This window comes from Microbulbifer maximicatervae (SeqCode), assembly GCF_052467695.1.
The window spans coordinates 4,926,025-4,943,480 of the sequence record NZ_CP174320.1; the positions used below are offsets into that span (position 1 = coordinate 4,926,025).

The 17,456-nt window shown below is 45.7% G+C and carries 14 protein-coding genes and 2 tRNA genes; 15 read left to right on the top strand and 1 reads right to left on the bottom strand.

The genetic code is table 11. The annotated features are described in order from the left end of the window. Nucleotide 1 precedes the first annotated feature (1 nt). From ACJJI8_RS21625 to ACJJI8_RS21695, 15 genes are all read left to right on the top strand, one after another. Nucleotides 2-445, top strand: coding sequence for a YeeE/YedE family protein (locus tag ACJJI8_RS21625; RefSeq protein WP_444897843.1), 444 nt, complete (start codon nucleotides 2-4; stop codon nucleotides 443-445). Further along, entirely contained in the window at nucleotides 442-879 is a 438-nt protein-coding gene (locus ACJJI8_RS21630) for a DUF6691 family protein (protein ID WP_444897844.1), read from the top strand. The genes ACJJI8_RS21625 and ACJJI8_RS21630 overlap by 4 nt, the downstream gene beginning before the upstream one ends. Nucleotides 880-974: 95 nt before the next feature. Then, on the top strand, nucleotides 975-2,705 hold the full coding sequence (locus tag ACJJI8_RS21635; RefSeq protein ID WP_444933724.1) for a SulP family inorganic anion transporter: 1,731 nt from the start codon (nucleotides 975-977) through the stop codon (nucleotides 2,703-2,705). 66 nt (nucleotides 2,706-2,771) lie between these two features. Continuing rightward, a complete protein-coding gene (locus tag ACJJI8_RS21640) occupies nucleotides 2,772-4,991 on the top strand; it encodes an ATP-dependent helicase (RefSeq protein WP_444933725.1) in 2,220 nt (739 codons plus the stop codon). A gap of 61 nt (nucleotides 4,992-5,052) precedes the next feature. Next, nucleotides 5,053-5,541 (top strand): DUF1993 family protein, encoded by a 489-nt coding sequence (locus tag ACJJI8_RS21645; RefSeq protein ID WP_444933726.1) that lies wholly within the window; start codon nucleotides 5,053-5,055, stop codon nucleotides 5,539-5,541. Between the two features lie 249 nt (nucleotides 5,542-5,790). After that, the gene (locus ACJJI8_RS21650; protein ID WP_444933727.1) at nucleotides 5,791-6,432 is read left to right on the top strand and encodes an outer membrane beta-barrel protein; all 642 of its coding nucleotides are present in this window, start codon (nucleotides 5,791-5,793) and stop codon (nucleotides 6,430-6,432) included. 252 nt (nucleotides 6,433-6,684) lie between these two features. Continuing rightward, nucleotides 6,685-6,761, top strand: a tRNA-Arg gene (locus tag ACJJI8_RS21655). Between the two features lie 803 nt (nucleotides 6,762-7,564). After that, on the top strand, nucleotides 7,565-8,362 hold the full coding sequence (locus ACJJI8_RS21660) for a potassium channel family protein (protein WP_444933728.1): 798 nt from the start codon (nucleotides 7,565-7,567) through the stop codon (nucleotides 8,360-8,362). A 693-nt stretch (nucleotides 8,363-9,055) separates the two neighbouring features. Further along, a complete protein-coding gene (locus ACJJI8_RS21665; RefSeq protein WP_444914235.1) occupies nucleotides 9,056-10,081 on the top strand; it encodes a serine-rich family protein in 1,026 nt (341 codons plus the stop codon). A gap of 190 nt (nucleotides 10,082-10,271) precedes the next feature. Continuing rightward, nucleotides 10,272-10,348: transfer RNA gene (locus ACJJI8_RS21670), tRNA-Arg, on the top strand. 119 nt (nucleotides 10,349-10,467) lie between these two features. Then, nucleotides 10,468-11,451 (top strand): right-handed parallel beta-helix repeat-containing protein, encoded by a 984-nt coding sequence (locus ACJJI8_RS21675; protein WP_444914236.1) that lies wholly within the window; start codon nucleotides 10,468-10,470, stop codon nucleotides 11,449-11,451. A 157-nt stretch (nucleotides 11,452-11,608) separates the two neighbouring features. Continuing rightward, nucleotides 11,609-11,923: a hypothetical protein gene (locus ACJJI8_RS21680; protein ID WP_413662626.1), complete on the top strand. Its 315-nt coding sequence runs from the start codon at nucleotides 11,609-11,611 to the stop codon at nucleotides 11,921-11,923. Next, a complete protein-coding gene (locus ACJJI8_RS21685; RefSeq protein WP_413662627.1) occupies nucleotides 11,923-12,465 on the top strand; it encodes a hypothetical protein in 543 nt (180 codons plus the stop codon). Before ACJJI8_RS21680 ends, ACJJI8_RS21685 begins: the two co-directional genes overlap by 1 nt. A 622-nt stretch (nucleotides 12,466-13,087) precedes the next feature. After that, nucleotides 13,088-14,248, top strand: coding sequence for a patatin-like phospholipase family protein (locus ACJJI8_RS21690; RefSeq protein ID WP_444933729.1), 1,161 nt, complete (start codon nucleotides 13,088-13,090; stop codon nucleotides 14,246-14,248). A gap of 586 nt (nucleotides 14,249-14,834) precedes the next feature. After that, entirely contained in the window at nucleotides 14,835-15,482 is a 648-nt protein-coding gene (locus ACJJI8_RS21695; protein WP_444914238.1) for an MOSC domain-containing protein, read from the top strand. Between the two features lie 442 nt (nucleotides 15,483-15,924). On the opposite strand, the gene ACJJI8_RS21700 is transcribed toward ACJJI8_RS21695, so the two are convergent. Beyond that, nucleotides 15,925-17,409 carry an APC family permease gene (locus ACJJI8_RS21700; RefSeq protein ID WP_444914239.1) on the bottom strand — a complete coding sequence of 495 codons (1,485 nt, stop codon included), beginning with the start codon at nucleotides 17,407-17,409 and terminating at the stop codon, nucleotides 15,925-15,927. Nucleotides 17,410-17,456 lie beyond the last annotated feature (47 nt).

Sequence of the window (17,456 nt, forward strand, 5' to 3'; positions counted from 1 at the left end):
CATGACCATCGATTGGACCGCTTTCACCCCGGGCACTGCACTCGCCGGGGGGCTACTGATTGGCCTCGCCAGTGCCGCTTTACTCGCCTTCAACGGTCGTATCGCAGGTATCTCCGGCATCATTGGCGGACTGCTTGACCAAATCCAGGGTTCCCTGTGGCGCCTGGCCTTTATCGGGGGGCTATTGATAAGCCCTCTTGCCTGGAAAATCTTTGCAACAGTGCCCGACATTGATATCCAGGCAGGTTATCCCACCTTAATTGCAGCGGGATTACTGGTGGGCCTGGGCACGCGGATGGCTTCCGGTTGCACCAGTGGCCATGGTGTTTGCGGCTTGTCCCGACTCTCCACTCGCTCGCTAACCGCCACCCTGACATTTATGGCTGGGGGCTTCGCAACCGTGTTTCTAATGCGACACCTCCTGATCAGCCAGCTGGGGCAATGATGATGAAAACCAATATCAGTGCACTTTTGGCCGGGCTCACTTTCGGCCTGGGGTTATTGCTCTCCGGTATGGCCAACCCAGAGAAAGTTCTGGGCTTCCTCGATTTAGCCGGCGCCTGGGACCCCTCTCTGGGACTGGTGATGTTTGGCGCTATCGCCGTGGGCCTGCCACTATTCCATTTCATCAGACGGCGGGGACAGTCTATCTGGAAGCAACCGCTTCACCTGCCGGCAAGTAACCAGGTTGATCGCCGATTGGTATTGGGCAGCCTTCTATTTGGCGCCGGCTGGGGATTGGCGGGGTTTTGCCCCGGACCGGCGATTGTCGCTACCGGGGCGGGACAACTTAAAGCGGTAATTTTTGTACTCGCCATGCTCACGGGTATGGGGATATTCCAACTCTTCGGGATCAAGCGTACTGCCGCAGTGGAGTAACTTGCGCCCAAGCACAACGGTGAGGCAGCCGCCGTCTATCTTGTTTGAGCAGTTCACTCAATTGCGGCAGGAAGAGAGCGGAAACAAGTGTAAGGATGCGGCTACTCCACCTAATCCCTCCATGGCTTCGACGCTACCAGCCCAAGTGGCTGGTGGGAGATAGTGTTGCCGCCCTCCTGGCCAGCATGATGCTGATCCCACAGGCCCTCGCCTATGCCGCACTTGCCGGCCTACCCCCATATCTAGGGCTCTACGCTGGGCTACTCCCATTAATAGGATACGCACTGTTTGGCTCCAGCTCAGTGCTGTCCGTCGGCCCGGTGGCCGTGCTCGCCCTAATGACCGCTTCAGCTCTCACCCCCATAGCCTCACCGGGCAGTCCCGAGTACATTTCCGGCGCCATATTATTAGCACTCTTGAGTGGAGTAATCCTGCTATTAATGGGGTTTCTTGGCCTCGGTAGCCTCGCTAACCTCTTGAGCCTTCCGGTTGTTGACGGTTTTGTCTCCGGCGCCGCGCTGCTGATTATTGCCGGGCAGTTTGCCCCCTTGCTGGGAATATCAAGCAATGGGGATACGGTTCTCGAGATATTGATCAGCACCTTTAACCACCTGCCCGAAACCGATCGGGAAGCAGCTCTGCTGGGGCTCATTGCACTGGCCAGCTTAATTGCCGCCCGACTAGGTTTGCCCTTCCTGCTCAGAAAAATCGGGGTCGGCCCAGCACGATCCAAGTTGCTTTCGCGGTTGGCGCCCATGCTTATCGTGGTGATTGCCATTGTGCTCACCGCTATTTTTCACTGGGAGAAGGAGTTACCCGTTGTGGGAGTTATTCCCGCTGGCCTACCGCACCTAAGTATCCCCTCTATTAACCCGGGGCTGATTTACAAACTGCTTTTGCCCGCCCTGATTATTGCCCTACTCGGCTTTGTCGAAAGCCTATCTATTGCTCACTCTATCGCCCAGCGGCGCGGCGAGAAGCTCAACACTAATGCGGAACTGCGGGGGCTGGGCGCCTCCAACCTTCTCAGCGCATTTTCAGGAGGGTTTGCGGTAACCGGCAGCTTTGCACGGACAGCCGTTAATGATGAGAGTGGAGCAAAAACCCCCCTCAGCGGCGTGATAGCCGCAGTGCTAATCGCCCTGCTACTTCTGTATGCCACCAAAGTCTTTACCGAACTGCCAATCTGCGTGCTAGCTGCCACCATCATTGTTGCAGCCGCAAACCTGATCAACTTCCAGGGTATGGCCCACCACTGGCGCTACGACCGCACCGATGGACTGGCTATGGCCGGCACATTTCTCGGGGTAGTGTTTTTTGGTGTGGAGACCGGGATTGCCCTGGGCGTGGGGCTCTCATTCGCCACATTGATCTGGCGAGCCAGCCGGCCACATATCGCTGTTGTGGGGCGTGTACCGGGTACTGAGCAATTCCGCAATGTACTTCGCCATACGGTGAAAACCGACTCTGAGATTTTGTTCCTGCGTATTGATGAGAACCTGTTTTTTAGCAACATCAATGCGATTGAGGAGCGACTTTTTGTAGAGATAAAGCGACATCGCAATACCCGCCATATGGTGCTGATCTTATCGTCTGTTAACCGGATCGACAGCACAGCGATAGAGCGTCTGTTACAAGTAAACCGGGATTTACAGAATCGAAATATCCAGCTGCATCTGGCTGAGGTAAAGGGGGCTGTACTGGATCGCCTGGGCCACTCCAAGTTACTGCAGGAATTGAGCGGCCGCGTGTTCCTCTCCCCCTACATCGCAGAGCTTGCTCTGCGCCACCATCAAATCTCCGATAGCGACAAACCATCCGAATAAGGTTGCGCGACTTGTAAGACAGCATCAAACACTGGCAAAATATCCAGTATTTGAGCAAAGAGCGCGATGGGCGGAAATAACCTTACCTCTGAACAGCAGGCAATTGCAGATCATGCCGGTGGTCACGCCAAGATCATTGCCGTTGCCGGCTCTGGCAAAACCACTGCTCTGTTGCACTACATAAAGAACCGCCTTGATGCAGGTATCGCCCCCGAACGACTGCTGGTATTAATGTACAACCGCAGTGCTCGGGAGGACTTCGACCGCCGCTTACGGCAGCTGACTGAAGGCTCGACACCAGCGGTACATACCTTTCACAGTGTTGGATATCGTTTATACCAACGCATGATCGCCAATGATCATATCGCTGCTGCCAACCTATCCCCCCTGCCCCAATCCACAATCCAATTACAAATCTGGAAGGCCATTGAAGAGTGCGCGCCCACTCACGAACTCGAAGAGATTAGAGCACGGAAGCAATCTGAGATTGAGGCCGCTGAATTTTTTATTGACTACACCAAAACGATTCTGTCGGGAGATCTCAGCGCATTTCAGGAACTGAAGCTCGGCGATGAATACATGTATTTTCTGCAGGTATTTCGCACTTTTGAAGCTTGGCGCCGCAGCCAAAATGCGGTTACCTACGCCGATCTGATTTATGACCCAGCCATACTGCTCAGCATGGATGAGGAAATGGCCGAGCAGTACGGCAGCTATTACGAAGATATCCTGGTGGACGAATACCAGGACATCAATGAGATACAGCACTTTTTATTGCGAGTTCTCTACGGAAAGTCTGGCAACGTCATCGCGATTGGCGACCCAGACCAAACAATTTACGAATGGCGAGGCTCCAAACCAGATTTCCTGCTCACATTTTTCGATGGGGATTTTCCCCCCTCGAATATTTATCACCTGAGCCGCACTTTCCGTTATGGCCACCAATTATCCCTGGCCGCCAACCACTTTATTGAGAACAATCGCGATCGCGCCGATATATTCTGTGTTTCAGCCAATGAAGATCAGCAAACAGAAATCGAGTTGGTAAAAACCGATAAGGAGGGGCGCTGGCTTGTAGAGCACCTGCGCCGATGTCAAAAGCAAGGTCAGTCATTCAGGGAGGTCGCCGTACTGGTGCGGCTGTGGTCTATCGCCGCTCCTATTGAACTGGCACTGCTGGCCAATAATATTCCCTACCGTTCAGCAAGCCGCAACACCGTCCTTTCGCGCCGGGAGCTGCGCCCCTTATTTTGGAGCTTAAATATTGCCTCCGGTCGATTCGCCGAACTTCCTCCCAAGCGTCGCCAGCAGGGACTTTACGAATGGCTGACCTCTCCCCATGTGCGTATTCCGCGCAAAGTCCTGGAGCCCATCTGTTCCTCTCTGGCAGCGCTGGACAAAGGCTGGGGCAAGAAGCTAATTGCCCTGCTACCTGAAAACCTGAGCAAGCCCCAGACCAAACGCTTGCGCCAACGGGCAGACCTGCTTACCCAGATCGAGAACTGGCGCGGTCACGCTGGAGAGCTACTGCGTCGCCATATCGGTGAACTGGAACTTCTCAGCGGAATCGCTGACGATGCCTTCACCCGCCAACAAGGGGAGGAGAGGCAGCAAACCATCCTCGCTTTCTGCAAATACCTTGACACACTGAAGCAGCCGCCCGCTGAAGCCCTGGCACATCTACAAGAGCTGCAACGTCAACACCGGGAGGGAGAACAAACCGAAGCGGATGCTATACAGATAACGACTATGCACCAGGCCAAAGGTTTGGAGTGGGAACAAGTGATTATCCCCACCCTCACCCAGCACAATATGCCCTATCAGCCCCAACGGGACTTCAGCACACCCGCGTCACTGGAGAGCGAACGCCGCTTAATGTACGTGGCGATGACCCGCGCCAAGTCAAAACTCTTCTTGTTGGCCCCTGCAGAAGACCCCAAAAAGAATGATCCCGAGGCTTCGCAGCCTTCATTATTTATTAATGAAATGCAGCTTCCTTTAAGTAAATTGATGGCAGACTCCCTTAAGGAGCGCCCGGAAAAAATCGACACTGATGTGCCAGTTTCACGCCAAGCGCTCCACTATTTAGAAGCTTGCGATTACAACCCCACTATCAGTGCACCCCGGGCACCAATGCGAAAACCCGAACCTGGAGAGGGACTGCGGCATCGAAAACTTGGCTATGGAAGGGTTTTAGGATGGGAGGACAAGCGTATCGAGGTTTTATTTAGCGATGGAAAAGCTCGACGGTTTGATTGGGAGACTTTGTCACAATATCTGATGTAGCAATATACAGGAACGTGCGTACCAAAAAAATTAATTCACTCCGCTGTTATCAGGTTACCTAATGCAAATATCTATCAAGAGCCTTCTTCATAATCATCTTTCCCAACTGCTTTCCATTACGACTAAAATTCCACAGGAAATATTTCACAAGCAGCTGGCACCTGACATGTTCAGCTTAGCCGAGAATGCAAAAATTGCAGCCAATTTTTCTCTTCGCGGATACTGCCCACTCGTTGATCAGAAAATTGCGACATTTGAAGAAGATGGGAATACAAAGGAAATTATTCTGAGAACTATCCAGAAAACACTAAATTATTTAGATTCTTTACCCGAAGTAACCGATCTGGACAGTAGTAGAAGAATCAATGATAAAGCGGGTTTCACAACAGTGGATCTCCCACAGCCACAATATATCCATCAATATATAATTCCAAACTTTCTATTCCATATAAGCATGGTTTATGCAATTGCACGCCACTGCGGTGTAACCCTTAGCAAAGGCGATTTTGATGGGCTCCACAGTTACCCGGCTGAATTTAGTTTTATATAAAAATCACCAAAACACTTCAGCGCCAAATTCTTCCAGCTCTTTATCATCAAAAATAATTCGCCAAACATATCCCCTCACGGCATTAACCAGAATATCACCATGAGCCGTAACTATTACTATGGTGCTAAAAATTCAGACTCAGAAAATTTCACCTCATTTAAAATAACTTGACCAAGTTCATAAAAAAAATATAAACGCGATACAATTCGACATCTACACCAAACTTTTCATGGAATAGAAGTAACCGGTATGAAAATCTCTAAACTATTATTAGTCCCCTTAGCCCTGACAATCTCTAATGCCTCTTTAGCAGAAGAGAACCCGTTCTATATCGGGTTTGGCCTAGGGTACCATGACCTTGATGGCCAGAAAACTCAGTCCGATCATTACCTTGATGGCCAGCGCTTCGGCGATCAAACAAATTCTTTAAATATTTATCTCGGGTATAAATTTAACCCGTATTTCTCTGTAGAAGCTGGATACAGCAATTTTGGCAGTGCCTATGACGAATATATCGCCTCGGTTAACTATTATGACGAGTTGGAAGAAGCGTACAAACATGCCTACATCGCGGATGACGAAACACTTGAAGTCAGCAGTTTTCTGTTGAGCGGTGTCGCTCACTACCCGGTTCTCGAAAAACTGACCTTGAATGCGAATCTTGGTATTTCCTACACCAGGGTCGACAGTGAGTTCCGACCTGTATCCACTTGGTGGTCACTCATATCTCCAGTTGAGAGGTACAGTGAAAAAGATGTGGATCTAACTTACGGCCTTGGTGTTACCTATGACTTTACCGATAAATTCTCTGGAAAGCTTCAGTGGAAGACAATCGATAACGACATCGTAGCTGTAAACGGGTTTGACTTATCAGTGGAAGCCCGCTTCTAATCCACCTTGCAAGTAGGAGGGGCTACAGAGAAAGCAGCTGCAGCTCCCTTCGCTTACTAAAGTTAAAAACAATCAAATGCCTCTGGGCCACCTAGAGGTAGCCGGGAGCCAATCGGCAACCAAGAAAATCTCGGCTTGCACTAAATACCCCCAAAATGCCTAATCTTTAGCCAACATAATGATTTTTAAGGGTTTTTTTCATTCTTTAGGTTGACTTGCACCAGGGGCATCTATAATATCCGCACCCGTAACGCGCTCGTAGCTCAGCTGGATAGAGTACCTGGCTACGAACCAGGCGGTCGGAGGTTCGAATCCTCCCGAGCGCGCCATACAAACAAAGGGCTTATGCTTAACGGCGTAAGCCCTTTTTTGTTATAGCGCGGTAGAACCCGCATGCATATATCACCGCCAGTACTACCTTTATGCCTGAGTCGGCCCCATCGCCATCAACTCCCCCAGAACTCCACCACTAGGCATCAGTCATCGGGCCGTAACACAAGAACTTCTGGGAAGTATTCCTCACCTTGAACCCATTGCTGAGAGCTATTGATGGAATTGGCGGCTCACTGCCAGAAACATAAATTGCCGGTGTTACAGATAAATTTATACAAGCAGGGGCTGAGCCAGTTCCTCCTTCCCAAGAAGAAAGCCAGCGATTGGGTAAGTACTAGGTTTTAACTGAGCTCCATTAGCAACAATTAAGTGGGCGAACCCCAGTCGACAAATAGCCAACGAAAAGCCATTATCAGGTGTAATAGAATTACGCATCAACACTCTCTGCTGAAGAGCAATAATCATACTCCCTCGCGTACAGACCATTTTAGATGTTAGATAAATTGAGGCGCGAGCTTCTCGATGATATAACCTATCCCCTCCACATCAACTCATGAATGCAAATGATGCTCTCAACACCACCACCCCATAAGCAATACACCTTATAGTGTCGACTCAATAATTCACAACTTAGCTAACATTACTATGCTAATAGAAACGTAAGATCAAAACAGCCACCATAATCCAGATTGACTGATTGCAAGCAGCCCTCTTTTACACTTGCTGGCGGGATCATAATTATCCCAAAAGGAATGACGCAGGCATAAATTACATCGCTTATAGTTAATGAGCACAGAACATGACACGTTTCCTATCTTTTCTGACATGGAAAAAAATACTTGTCGGTTATTTTTCAGTAATCTTCATCTTTGCTGCAATATATAGTGAATGTGACTCCTGTATAAATGAAAAGCTCGATTTCACAAAAAGTATCTACTTCAGCATTGTAACAATAACAACTTTGGGCTATGGAGAAATTTACCCTGTCAATGAGCTCGGTTACCTACTAACCTCCATTGAAACACTGACGGGAATTGCAACATTTGGGCTACTATTGAATGAATTTACAAAATACCAATCAAACCGACAAGAAAAATTAAGACAAGAAAAAAGAGTCGAACAATTAAAAAATGCATACCACTATTTTCGAGTTCATATGGCCGACTTTTGTGCCGCGGCTATCAGCACCATAACCCACAAAGAACAAGCCCCAGCATCCTATGACATGATGGGTTTTAGAGCATATTTGGAGAACAATAATAATAGAAATGCAAATATCCTTAAGGAAGCCCTTCCTCGAGACTACAAGTTCAGAGCAATGGTCATGACGGAATACAAAATATACGCCCGACAAATAGAATTGGCTTGCTCAACGATAAATCTCCACGATACAAGGCTATTGGACTTCTTCTATACCCATATAAGCCAGTCTGTCCGACTTGAAGCTGTGAGTGAAGCATCAGAGACCTTATCGGAAACTCTATTCAATCTAATCAATGACATTATGGCAGGAGTCGATGCAAATGGAGACAGGCGTGACCGAGACATATATATGGGTTATATCAATTCACTAGAATCGCACGTTAGCCAAGGCTAATAAACCGCCAAGAGGTTAAGGGCAAACTAGATCCAAGCCTTAATATTTATCTCAACCATAAGTCATCCTGTTCGGGGTATACAAGGGCCCCACCTAAATAACAGATACTGCCGTACATGCTATATCCAGCTTCCAAAGTTCCAATTCAAGTATTATTTATCAGTAGCAAGTAGCAATTTTTCGAATTGTACTACGATTTAAGTCGGGAGAGGTCTGCTTAATGGCCTTTCATCTTCGCTGACAATATCCACTACTTAAAACCTAAGATAATTTTTAATAGAAGATATTACTTGGAATTTAATGGGCACTAAAACCTGAACTTTCTTCCTAGTAATTTAACACTGAGTTCCTATGGCAACTTCAACTCAGATCATCAACACTTTCCCTGCACCGATTGACCTGATCAAGATGTCGCGAGAAGGATGGCTGCACCGGGGTTACCCAAAGGGCTTCCCGTGAGACGAGTGACAGAGCATAAATGGGGTCAAGTTGCGTGAAGTCTTTCGCCAGACGCCTCCTACAATTTGATAGCCTCCTTTGCAGTATTTGGCTACAACTGCCCTTAGCGCCACTCAAAACAGCCCCCAATTTTGACACTATCAACTTCCCCTTAGAGGGCAACATAACCAAGTATGCGCATCCTACTGATATCAATCCAACTACTATTTCCATTTACACCCTAGAGGTCGCACTATGAAAACAAATTTTTTAGTTATGGCAGTTGCACTTACTACTTTCAGTGCACATCTACAGGCAAATAATAATACTTCCATTGTACAGCAGACCGGTACCGGCAACATGGCAATGACGGATCAATCCGACTCAAGCACTCAGAACAGCACCATTCTACAAGTGCAAAATGGCAACAATAATTTCTCTGAAGCAATCCAATTTGGAGCTACCCTTGATAGCTCCATCAGCCATACACAAATAGGCAACGCAAATACCACTCTAAACTTAGAGCAGGAAAATGCTGAATTATCCAGTATGACTATCCTACAGAATGGTGATGGAAACACACTGTCAAATTTTCAGATTGATTCTATTGGAACGACATTATCCCAGACACTTTTTGGGATCAATAATGGAACAGCCGGCACGCAAATTCGCTCTTCTAATGACACTGCCATCTCCTTACAACAAGGCGATTCTAATACTACCTTGCTCACCCAAATAGATAGCACCAATAATTTCATGAATATGACTCAGGATGGCACTAACAATGTCGGAGTATCTATACAGATTGAAAGCTCACTGGGTACCGTTCAAATTTTACAAATCGGAGATCAAAATGAGAGTGGAATATCTCACAGCTTAAGCATTTCTGATTTTGCCAGCTCTACACAATTTGGCACTGGAAATATATTCAGCCTTGGTCAGAGTGCAGGCGGTAATAATTTTGCTATTGGAGATCAAGTTGGTGAGCTAAATACCGTGTCAGCCAATCAATCCAACAGTTCCTTTAGCCAATTAAATATAAGCCAACAAGGCATGCAAAATTCACAAACACTGTTTCAGACAGGCTCACAAATTAACTCATGGACCACCCAAAGTGGCATGGAGAACTCTGTAATGTCGAATCAGAGCGGAATGAACCACACTTTAACATCCCTTCAAAACGGGACCCTGAACAGCCTCACAGCTAGCCAAAGTGGAACCTCACAACTTGCCAATGTGACCCAGCTGGGAACAAGCAATAGCGGAACGATCAGTCAGTAGTCGCCGCAGAGCCTCAAAAGCCTCTTATAACCTCTAGAAAGCCCTACCCGCGGCTCCTGAGCCAAATCCCTTTGTGAGAAAGCAGAAACAGACAAACAGGCTTTGCGGTCACCAAACACCAAAAAAGCACTTCATATGAAAAAAATGCTTGACTCTACCTACACCAATCTATATTGTGCGCCTCCTCGACGCGCTCGTAGCTCAGCTGGATAGAGTACCTGGCTACGAACCAGGCGGTCGGAGGTTCGAATCCTCCCGAGCGCGCCACTTTCAAGGGGCTTACGTTTTTTGACGTAAGCCCCTTTTTTATTGCGACAACCTCAACACCAAAACACAGCTAGGCTTTGGATTATGGAAACAAGGAGAAGTTTTCAAGGGGTAGCGCCATGGATATCACGACTCTGAATGTACTTAAGCAGCTAGGTTTGTTAGCCGCAGTCTTTACCCTATCTACGGCCGCACTGGCCATTGAATGCGGCGACACTATATCTGAGCCCACCACTCTATCTCAGGACCTGAATTGCGAGTTGAGTATCGCCAATCCTGTAGCACTCACCATTGTAGGCCCATCAGGGAGCCTGAATATGGCGGGGTTTGAGCTTAGCTGCGTATCGCTGGACCCAACCCAAACAGATTTCTACGCAATAGACCTCCAGGGCACCGCAGCATATCTCAGCAACGGCCAACTAACCAACTGCACCAATGGTGTCATCACCTCCAGCTCAGGCTTCCACTCCATCTCCAATATGGAAATAAATAGCGCTGTAAGAAATGCAATTTTGCTATTCGGCAACGGCAATACCATCACCAACGTCGATATTACAGGTCCTGCTACTTCAACCATCTCTGATGGTATTGAGGTTTTTGGCGATTACAACACCATTAGTCGCAGTTCGGTACTAGGAGGCGGAGACGAAGGCATTGAAATCCTGGGAGACTATAACAATATCTCCTTTACTACCGTTTCTGGGTTTAGCGAGGACGGCTTCGAGATTGACGGCAACTTCACATTTGTATCTAACAGCATCATTGAGAATAACGGTGAAGCTGGAATCCTGATAAACGGTAATTTCAACAACATAGCAAGTAACAATGTGGCGGATAATGGGCAGGTGGGCATTAATCTAAGTGGCGGCTCAAGCAATTCGATTGCAAGCAACACGGTATCCAATAATGGGCTATCGATACTATCAAGCAATGGCGGTATTATCGTTACTGACTCGAATAGCTTAAACAACCGGATTACCGGGAATACCCTAAACGGCAACCAGCAATTTGACCTCGCAGATCCCTTTGACCCCGACTGCAATGAAAGAAATCTTTGGAGTGGAAACCAGTTCACTACTTCAGACCCCACATGCTTAGACTAACTACCCAAACTAGAGAAGTGGCTTGCGCTGCAAGACCGGACACCTCCAGTCTCACGAAGGCTATATCCGGGATTTAAACAGAAGCAAATAAGACTCAAGTACCAAAATTACTGTTCAAAGTTAAACCAAGTTGAATCAAGAGTCTCAATAGTTAAAAATGCATGAGGAGCTGTCAAAATCAGAAGTAAGGGACTACATGACTGATATCCTCAAAGATATACTTCAGTTCGTACAGAATGTGGGGCTTAAGAATGGCCTCTTTGTCATATTTTTCATCTTTGCGCATTACCTCCTCTTCTGGATGTACAGTGGGCGCCTGAAGGACCGACAAGTTGAAATTGACCGGCTTGCAGCAGATAATAAAGAATATAGGGACAGGTTTTTAAAGTTGATGGACAACGCCTTCTCTTATTCACCTCCCACTAGGAAAAACGCGCCCAAGAAGCCAATTAATGAAAAGGAGTTTGAGTAGTGCTCTATCTATTGCCGGCAATTGCTCTTGTCTTCATTTTCGCGAAAATATATCAGCTTCTGGAAGTAAAGAAGCATGATCAACACTTATTTGAGTTTTGTCAGCTACGGAGAGATACGATCGGCTATCTCTCCGATTCTTATACCGACCTATCAAGAAATGATTACATAGCCTTACGCAAGATCAATGATGCACTCAGCACCATCATTGCCGGATATAAAGAGCACAGAACGGTTGTGTTTAATCTCAGGTTATTTTCAGAGTATGTCAATCAGCTAAAAGCCTTTGAGAAAAAGGCCGAGAAGATATCAACCAGCAATCCAGATATACAAGAGTTACTAAACAGAGTTCATCAGTCTATATTTAATGCCTTTCTGGCATTTACCCCCTACCTAAAATCAGAACTCGCGTTCAATGTAGTGATGAAATTGATCTCTCTGGGAGTAAATGCCGGGGCCAATTCATTCAGGGCACATTTGCTAAGCCTTAAAGAAGCCAAAACCCTGCTCAATACATTTAAAAAGCATTCCTCCCCTTGCTGAGCCCCTCTTTTTCAGCCACCGAGAGCTTTTTGGCTATTTGCATGGCAAGCGCTATCAAGGGCAAATTTGATACCAGCCAGTACGCCAAGCGCTGATATCAATCCTGCTGGGAGTCAGCCAATAAGGCTGGACTCTGTGGACACTCAAGATTCTATGCGTGAAAAGTAACTAAAGGCGGAATTTTCAGTCAAGCAAAAAGCACTGAAAAATTAATGGGTTAATACAGAAATACACTTATTTTTTGAAATGTGTATTATCCTAAATTAGGACAGCACTCCATCCAGCATCAAACTATTGATATTTAACTAAATAGTCATCTTCAGCTCATATTAAACCATTCGGTCATCATCGATATATCGATAATTTCGAAAAAATCGATATACGAAATAATCATTACCAGAAAACTGAAAATAAGACGCACAGACCTAGAAATCGCACTTTTTTCTCACCGAAAGCCCTTACAACCGAGAAAAAACTACGGACCGTTCAACCCATAAAAAGTAATATCATACGTTTTTTCCGCCCCCCCTTCTTACCCGACAAAACCCGCTCTCTCCATTTAGTCAATATCAAAGATTCGGTGTCTATATCCTTGCGACGTAAATACCTTATAGGTGCAGAAATGGAACTCAGTTATTTCCTTATTATATGTACAGTGATCATCGTGATTTTCACTGCCTGCGCCTATCTGTACAACTACATCCTTACAGCAAGCGCAACATTTTATCGCTCACCAGTGCAAGAGGATGAGACTGCGATACGCAATCATCTCAATGATAAAGATACGATCAACATACTTGTCATTGACGGTGGTGGTATCCGTGGACTCATACCACTATATGTCATTAAACACTTGGAAAAAGCACTGGGGCAACCAGTTGACGAGCTTTTCGATGTGTTTAGTGGTGTCTCGACGGGCGCTGTCATTGTTACCGGGTTGAATGTCCGCTCATCTCACCTGGCTAAAAACTATGCCAATGTCGATTCAAAAACAGACTTGCTTATTAACTTATACAAGTCGAAAAGTAATTATCTGTTTTCAACGCCTTGGTATCATAAACTGCTTACGGCATCCGGTCTTTTTTCTCCAAAATATTTGGGTCGCCGCCTTCACAAAGTGATGGAGAAGCACTATACACCAGAGCTTAACTTCACCGATTTGAAAAATTATGTGATTATCCCCTCACTCAGTGTAAATACTGGTGAACTTCACCTCTTCAAAAACCGAGGAGGAGATACCAGTGAGCTTCCTACCAACAGCCTATACCAACTGGTCACAGCTGCAGTTAGTGGGGTTTCACTGTTTCCCCCAGTTGGCTTTATGGCTGACAGCAAAGAAGTGGGCCATAAATACTTTGCCGACGCAGGTATTTCTGCCAACAACCCTGCAAGTGTTGCGCTCCTGGATATCATCAAAGAGTTCCCTCACAAGAACTACTATGTGCTGATTCTTGGGTCCGGCACCTCCCCGCTAACCAGTTCGCAGGTGAAATATAAAGACCTGAAAAACTGGGGCATACTACAGTGGGCACGAGATGCTATCTCAAGTGTTCAAAGATCAATGGATGAGCAGCAATTGCACGCCCTGGAAATTGCTTCATTACTCTCCAACAATGTAAAGATCAAATATGACTACCTCAATGTAGAGGTAACTGAACCCCATGTCGGTCTATTTGAATACGACAATATCGATTCACTCAAGATTCACTCAGATCGACTCATTGAAAACAATAAACAGAAGATACAACAGGTAATTGACCAATTGGCCACTGCCAACGGATAAAAATCTCATCACAATATAAGGCGACAACTCAACAAAACGGTTGCCGCCTAATCTAAGGACAGTGGCATTCACTCTATCAGAAAATACACGCTTAGCACCCATCATCCGCTCACCCGCCTGCCAGCAAACCAACCAACAAATATTTTACTGATTTATCGTTAGTGACATTACTCTTCAGAAGCAAAATCAAACGGCGTTTAACCATGCCAAAGCTACGCTATCTAATCACAATTCTAATTACACTGACTTCTTGCCTCTTTGTGAATGTTAGAGCTGGAGAGCTTCATGATCGTGAGGCTCGAAACAGGTGTATAAAAACCTGTAAGAATAGCTACTATGACTGCATTAGAGATAATGAAAATCAAGACTGGTGCGTAGAGAAGAAGATCCACTGCGATAATATATGCTATGAGTACGAAGAAGATCGCTGGCACTGGTATCGGGATAAATCTTCCAACCATTAACCAATAAACAGATATATGTAAGCCGTCCTATAGGACATCAAAGCAACATAGGATAGCTGTGCATTAAGCGTATATTTTGCTAAGATCCAGGTCCTGCATAAATTATCTACCAATAAGAAAATATGAAACTCCTCTCTATAAACGTATCCAAAAAAGTAGATTGCGAATACAAGGGTAAAACTGTAACAACGGGGATCTTCAAGAAGCCAGTCCAAGGAAAAATTTTTGTTGGAAAGAATAATTTGGAAGGAGATGAGCAGGCAGACTTAAAAAATCATGGCGGCAAAGATATGGCCATATATGCGTTTTCTAATGACCACTACCCTTACTGGGAAGACCTGTTAGGCAGAAAGAGCCTTAAGTATGGCGCATTTGGTGAGAATTTAACGGTAGAAGGGCTTCGAGAACAAAATATCTTTGTTGGAGACCAATTCCGCATAGGCAGTTGTATCCTTGAGGTAAGTCAACCCAGAATACCCTGCTTTAAGCTAAGCATGGCCCTAGATAATGACGCTGCAGCCAAGATTCTCACTAGCAGCTTTAATTGCGGTGTATATTTTAGGGTTGTTAAGGAGGGGCATATTAAAGAAGGGGTTTCGATTTGTAAGATAGCTGAAGCTCCAAACTCAATCGACATACGATCTATGTTCAGAGCTTTTTTTGATAAGCAATTTCCCAATACCAAGCAAGTACTCCAGGCTGCAAGTCAGCTACAACCCTTATCCAAAGAGTGGAGAGAGAAAGCTGTAAAGCGGCTCTCTAAGCTCTGACAATTGAGTAATTTATCACATCAGCCTACTAACTACACTCCTTCCGAAAGTCAGCCTCCGGGAGGGCTGTGTAGTAAAAGTTAAAACCCGGCACTACCCCGGACTTAAATGTGTTAACCGTAGTTTTTTGGATAAAATTACTAACTTATTAAACAAACAAGGATTAATAGGCTTCCTCAAGTTGATATTACTGCGCGAGCTATGCTCGAACACCCCCTACTGCCATCTACCAATATATTTGCGGATAAAATGATAGGTATTATCAGGCATGCAAAAACTTAAACTGACCCTGTCAGAATTGGCCTAGGTAATAGAATTCCTGACTCAGCACTTAACGGTTTAGCGCTATCAAAAGGGTTCACTAATGTACTTGGATGCGCCCAACACACTGGAATCTTTTACTAAGATCACAGACACCAACCATTTAAAACCATACATCAAACTACAGCTTATTATATACCCTGCAAAATTTAACATAGGGCTTCGAAGATATTAACAAATAAAAAGCAACTGAAAAAATAATTACCGCCCAAGTATACTGAATAAAATATAAAATCCATAAATATATAATAAACGGCAGAACTAACACTGATAATTTCTTAACCCCAATACTGGCAATATGCAATGATGCATAAATACAAATAAGTACTGTCAAAGAAGCGCACACCAACAAAAGGGATGATGAAGTTATGGTAATCATGAGCACCCCCAGTACAGCAAAAACAGCAACCCCAAAGCATCTCGTACCAGGTTCAAGTGCTCCCATGCTAATGGGGGCGGCCATATATCCAACTATATGATAGCCAGATACGATCACCATAAGTGCTGCCCAACTATCAGCATGAGCAAGTACAACTGCCGCTATCAACCAATTAGTAAGCATCGAGCGCCTTGATAAATTATGTACAGGATCTAAAACAGCTAACCATCGCGGCATTTGCCCTACAGAGGCCATTGCAAATAGAATTCTTGACGAGGCCCCCAAATAAGTATATCCAGATGCCGAGGGACTTATCACACTGTCTGCAAGTAGTATCATCGCAAGAAAGTGCAAGCCAAGCAGTGTCGCCAAGTCCAAAAGCGGCGAGTCAAAATTAATCCCTTGCCAACCACCATTTTCCACCAGAAGATCGTTCGGCACTGAGGCCATAAAAGCATATTGCAATGCAAGATAAACAAGCGTCATTATTGTAATTGATAAAGTAACGGCCAGAGGAATATTACGCTTGGGATGTTTTATCTCACTGGCAAAGGCAACACTGATCTGGAAGCCATTGAACGAATATATTAGACCCGCCCCAATAACAGCGGAAAAAGCGCTTCCAAACCCAAACTCCTGATTAGAGTCAATTGAAAAATTTGACCCACTTGTATCACTACTAAATACAACTATAAGCAATACAACTATTGCAAAGGTGGGAGTAAATATCTTTAGAACAGTGACAACATTGTTAATCTTGGCAAGAAACCGTATTCCATAATAGTTAATCAGCAAATATACAAAAAGAATACTTAACGCGAGAACCTTCCCCCAAGGAGTCAAGGTGTGATTGTCAATTAACAAAGAGGAATCTATAGCAGATGAGAGGTATTGGGTTGTTGCCTGCGCCTCGGTCGCAACAACCATTAATGTGCCAAACCAGTTAGCAAACGCGAATGGCATTCCAAAAATACTATTGTGCGACAATGCACTGGATTGAGCGAGGGCTCCACGGACTGGGTAGAATGCAACGACACGGCTTAGGCACAAGCCAACCATCAAGACCAAAAGCGCCGCTAATACCCAAGCTCCAAAAGCCCAATTACCTGCATAGTTTGCCGTAAGCTGTGCACTAAACAACCAGCCCGAACCTATCATACAGGTGGCACTAAGCAGCGTAGCACTCAACAGAGAAACGCGTTTTTTTCCGCCTTTGGCACAACCCATATCGACCGTTTTCTAGAGTGTTATGCAGGCGTCTTCTCTATTTAATC

Bases quoted from the DNA above. Each gene is read 5' to 3' on its own strand.
- ACJJI8_RS21650 (WP_444933727.1), top strand. From the start codon at position 5,791: ATGAAAATCTCTAAACTATTATTAGTCCCCTTAGCCCTGACAATCTCT.
- ACJJI8_RS21665 (WP_444914235.1), top strand. From the start codon at position 9,056: ATGAAAACAAATTTTTTAGTTATGGCAGTTGCACTTACTACTTTCAGT.
- ACJJI8_RS21660 (WP_444933728.1), top strand. From the start codon at position 7,565: ATGACACGTTTCCTATCTTTTCTGACATGGAAAAAAATACTTGTCGGT.
- ACJJI8_RS21635 (WP_444933724.1), top strand. From the start codon at position 975: ATGCGGCTACTCCACCTAATCCCTCCATGGCTTCGACGCTACCAGCCC.
- ACJJI8_RS21690 (WP_444933729.1), top strand. From the start codon at position 13,088: ATGGAACTCAGTTATTTCCTTATTATATGTACAGTGATCATCGTGATT.
- ACJJI8_RS21625 (WP_444897843.1), top strand. From the start codon at position 2: ATGACCATCGATTGGACCGCTTTCACCCCGGGCACTGCACTCGCCGGG.
- ACJJI8_RS21645 (WP_444933726.1), top strand. From the start codon at position 5,053: ATGCAAATATCTATCAAGAGCCTTCTTCATAATCATCTTTCCCAACTG.
- ACJJI8_RS21640 (WP_444933725.1), top strand. From the start codon at position 2,772: ATGGGCGGAAATAACCTTACCTCTGAACAGCAGGCAATTGCAGATCAT.
- ACJJI8_RS21630 (WP_444897844.1), top strand. From the start codon at position 442: ATGATGATGAAAACCAATATCAGTGCACTTTTGGCCGGGCTCACTTTC.
- ACJJI8_RS21700 (WP_444914239.1), bottom strand. From the start codon at position 17,409: ATGGGTTGTGCCAAAGGCGGAAAAAAACGCGTTTCTCTGTTGAGTGCT.
- ACJJI8_RS21695 (WP_444914238.1), top strand. From the start codon at position 14,835: ATGAAACTCCTCTCTATAAACGTATCCAAAAAAGTAGATTGCGAATAC.
- ACJJI8_RS21680 (WP_413662626.1), top strand. From the start codon at position 11,609: ATGCATGAGGAGCTGTCAAAATCAGAAGTAAGGGACTACATGACTGAT.
- ACJJI8_RS21675 (WP_444914236.1), top strand. From the start codon at position 10,468: ATGGATATCACGACTCTGAATGTACTTAAGCAGCTAGGTTTGTTAGCC.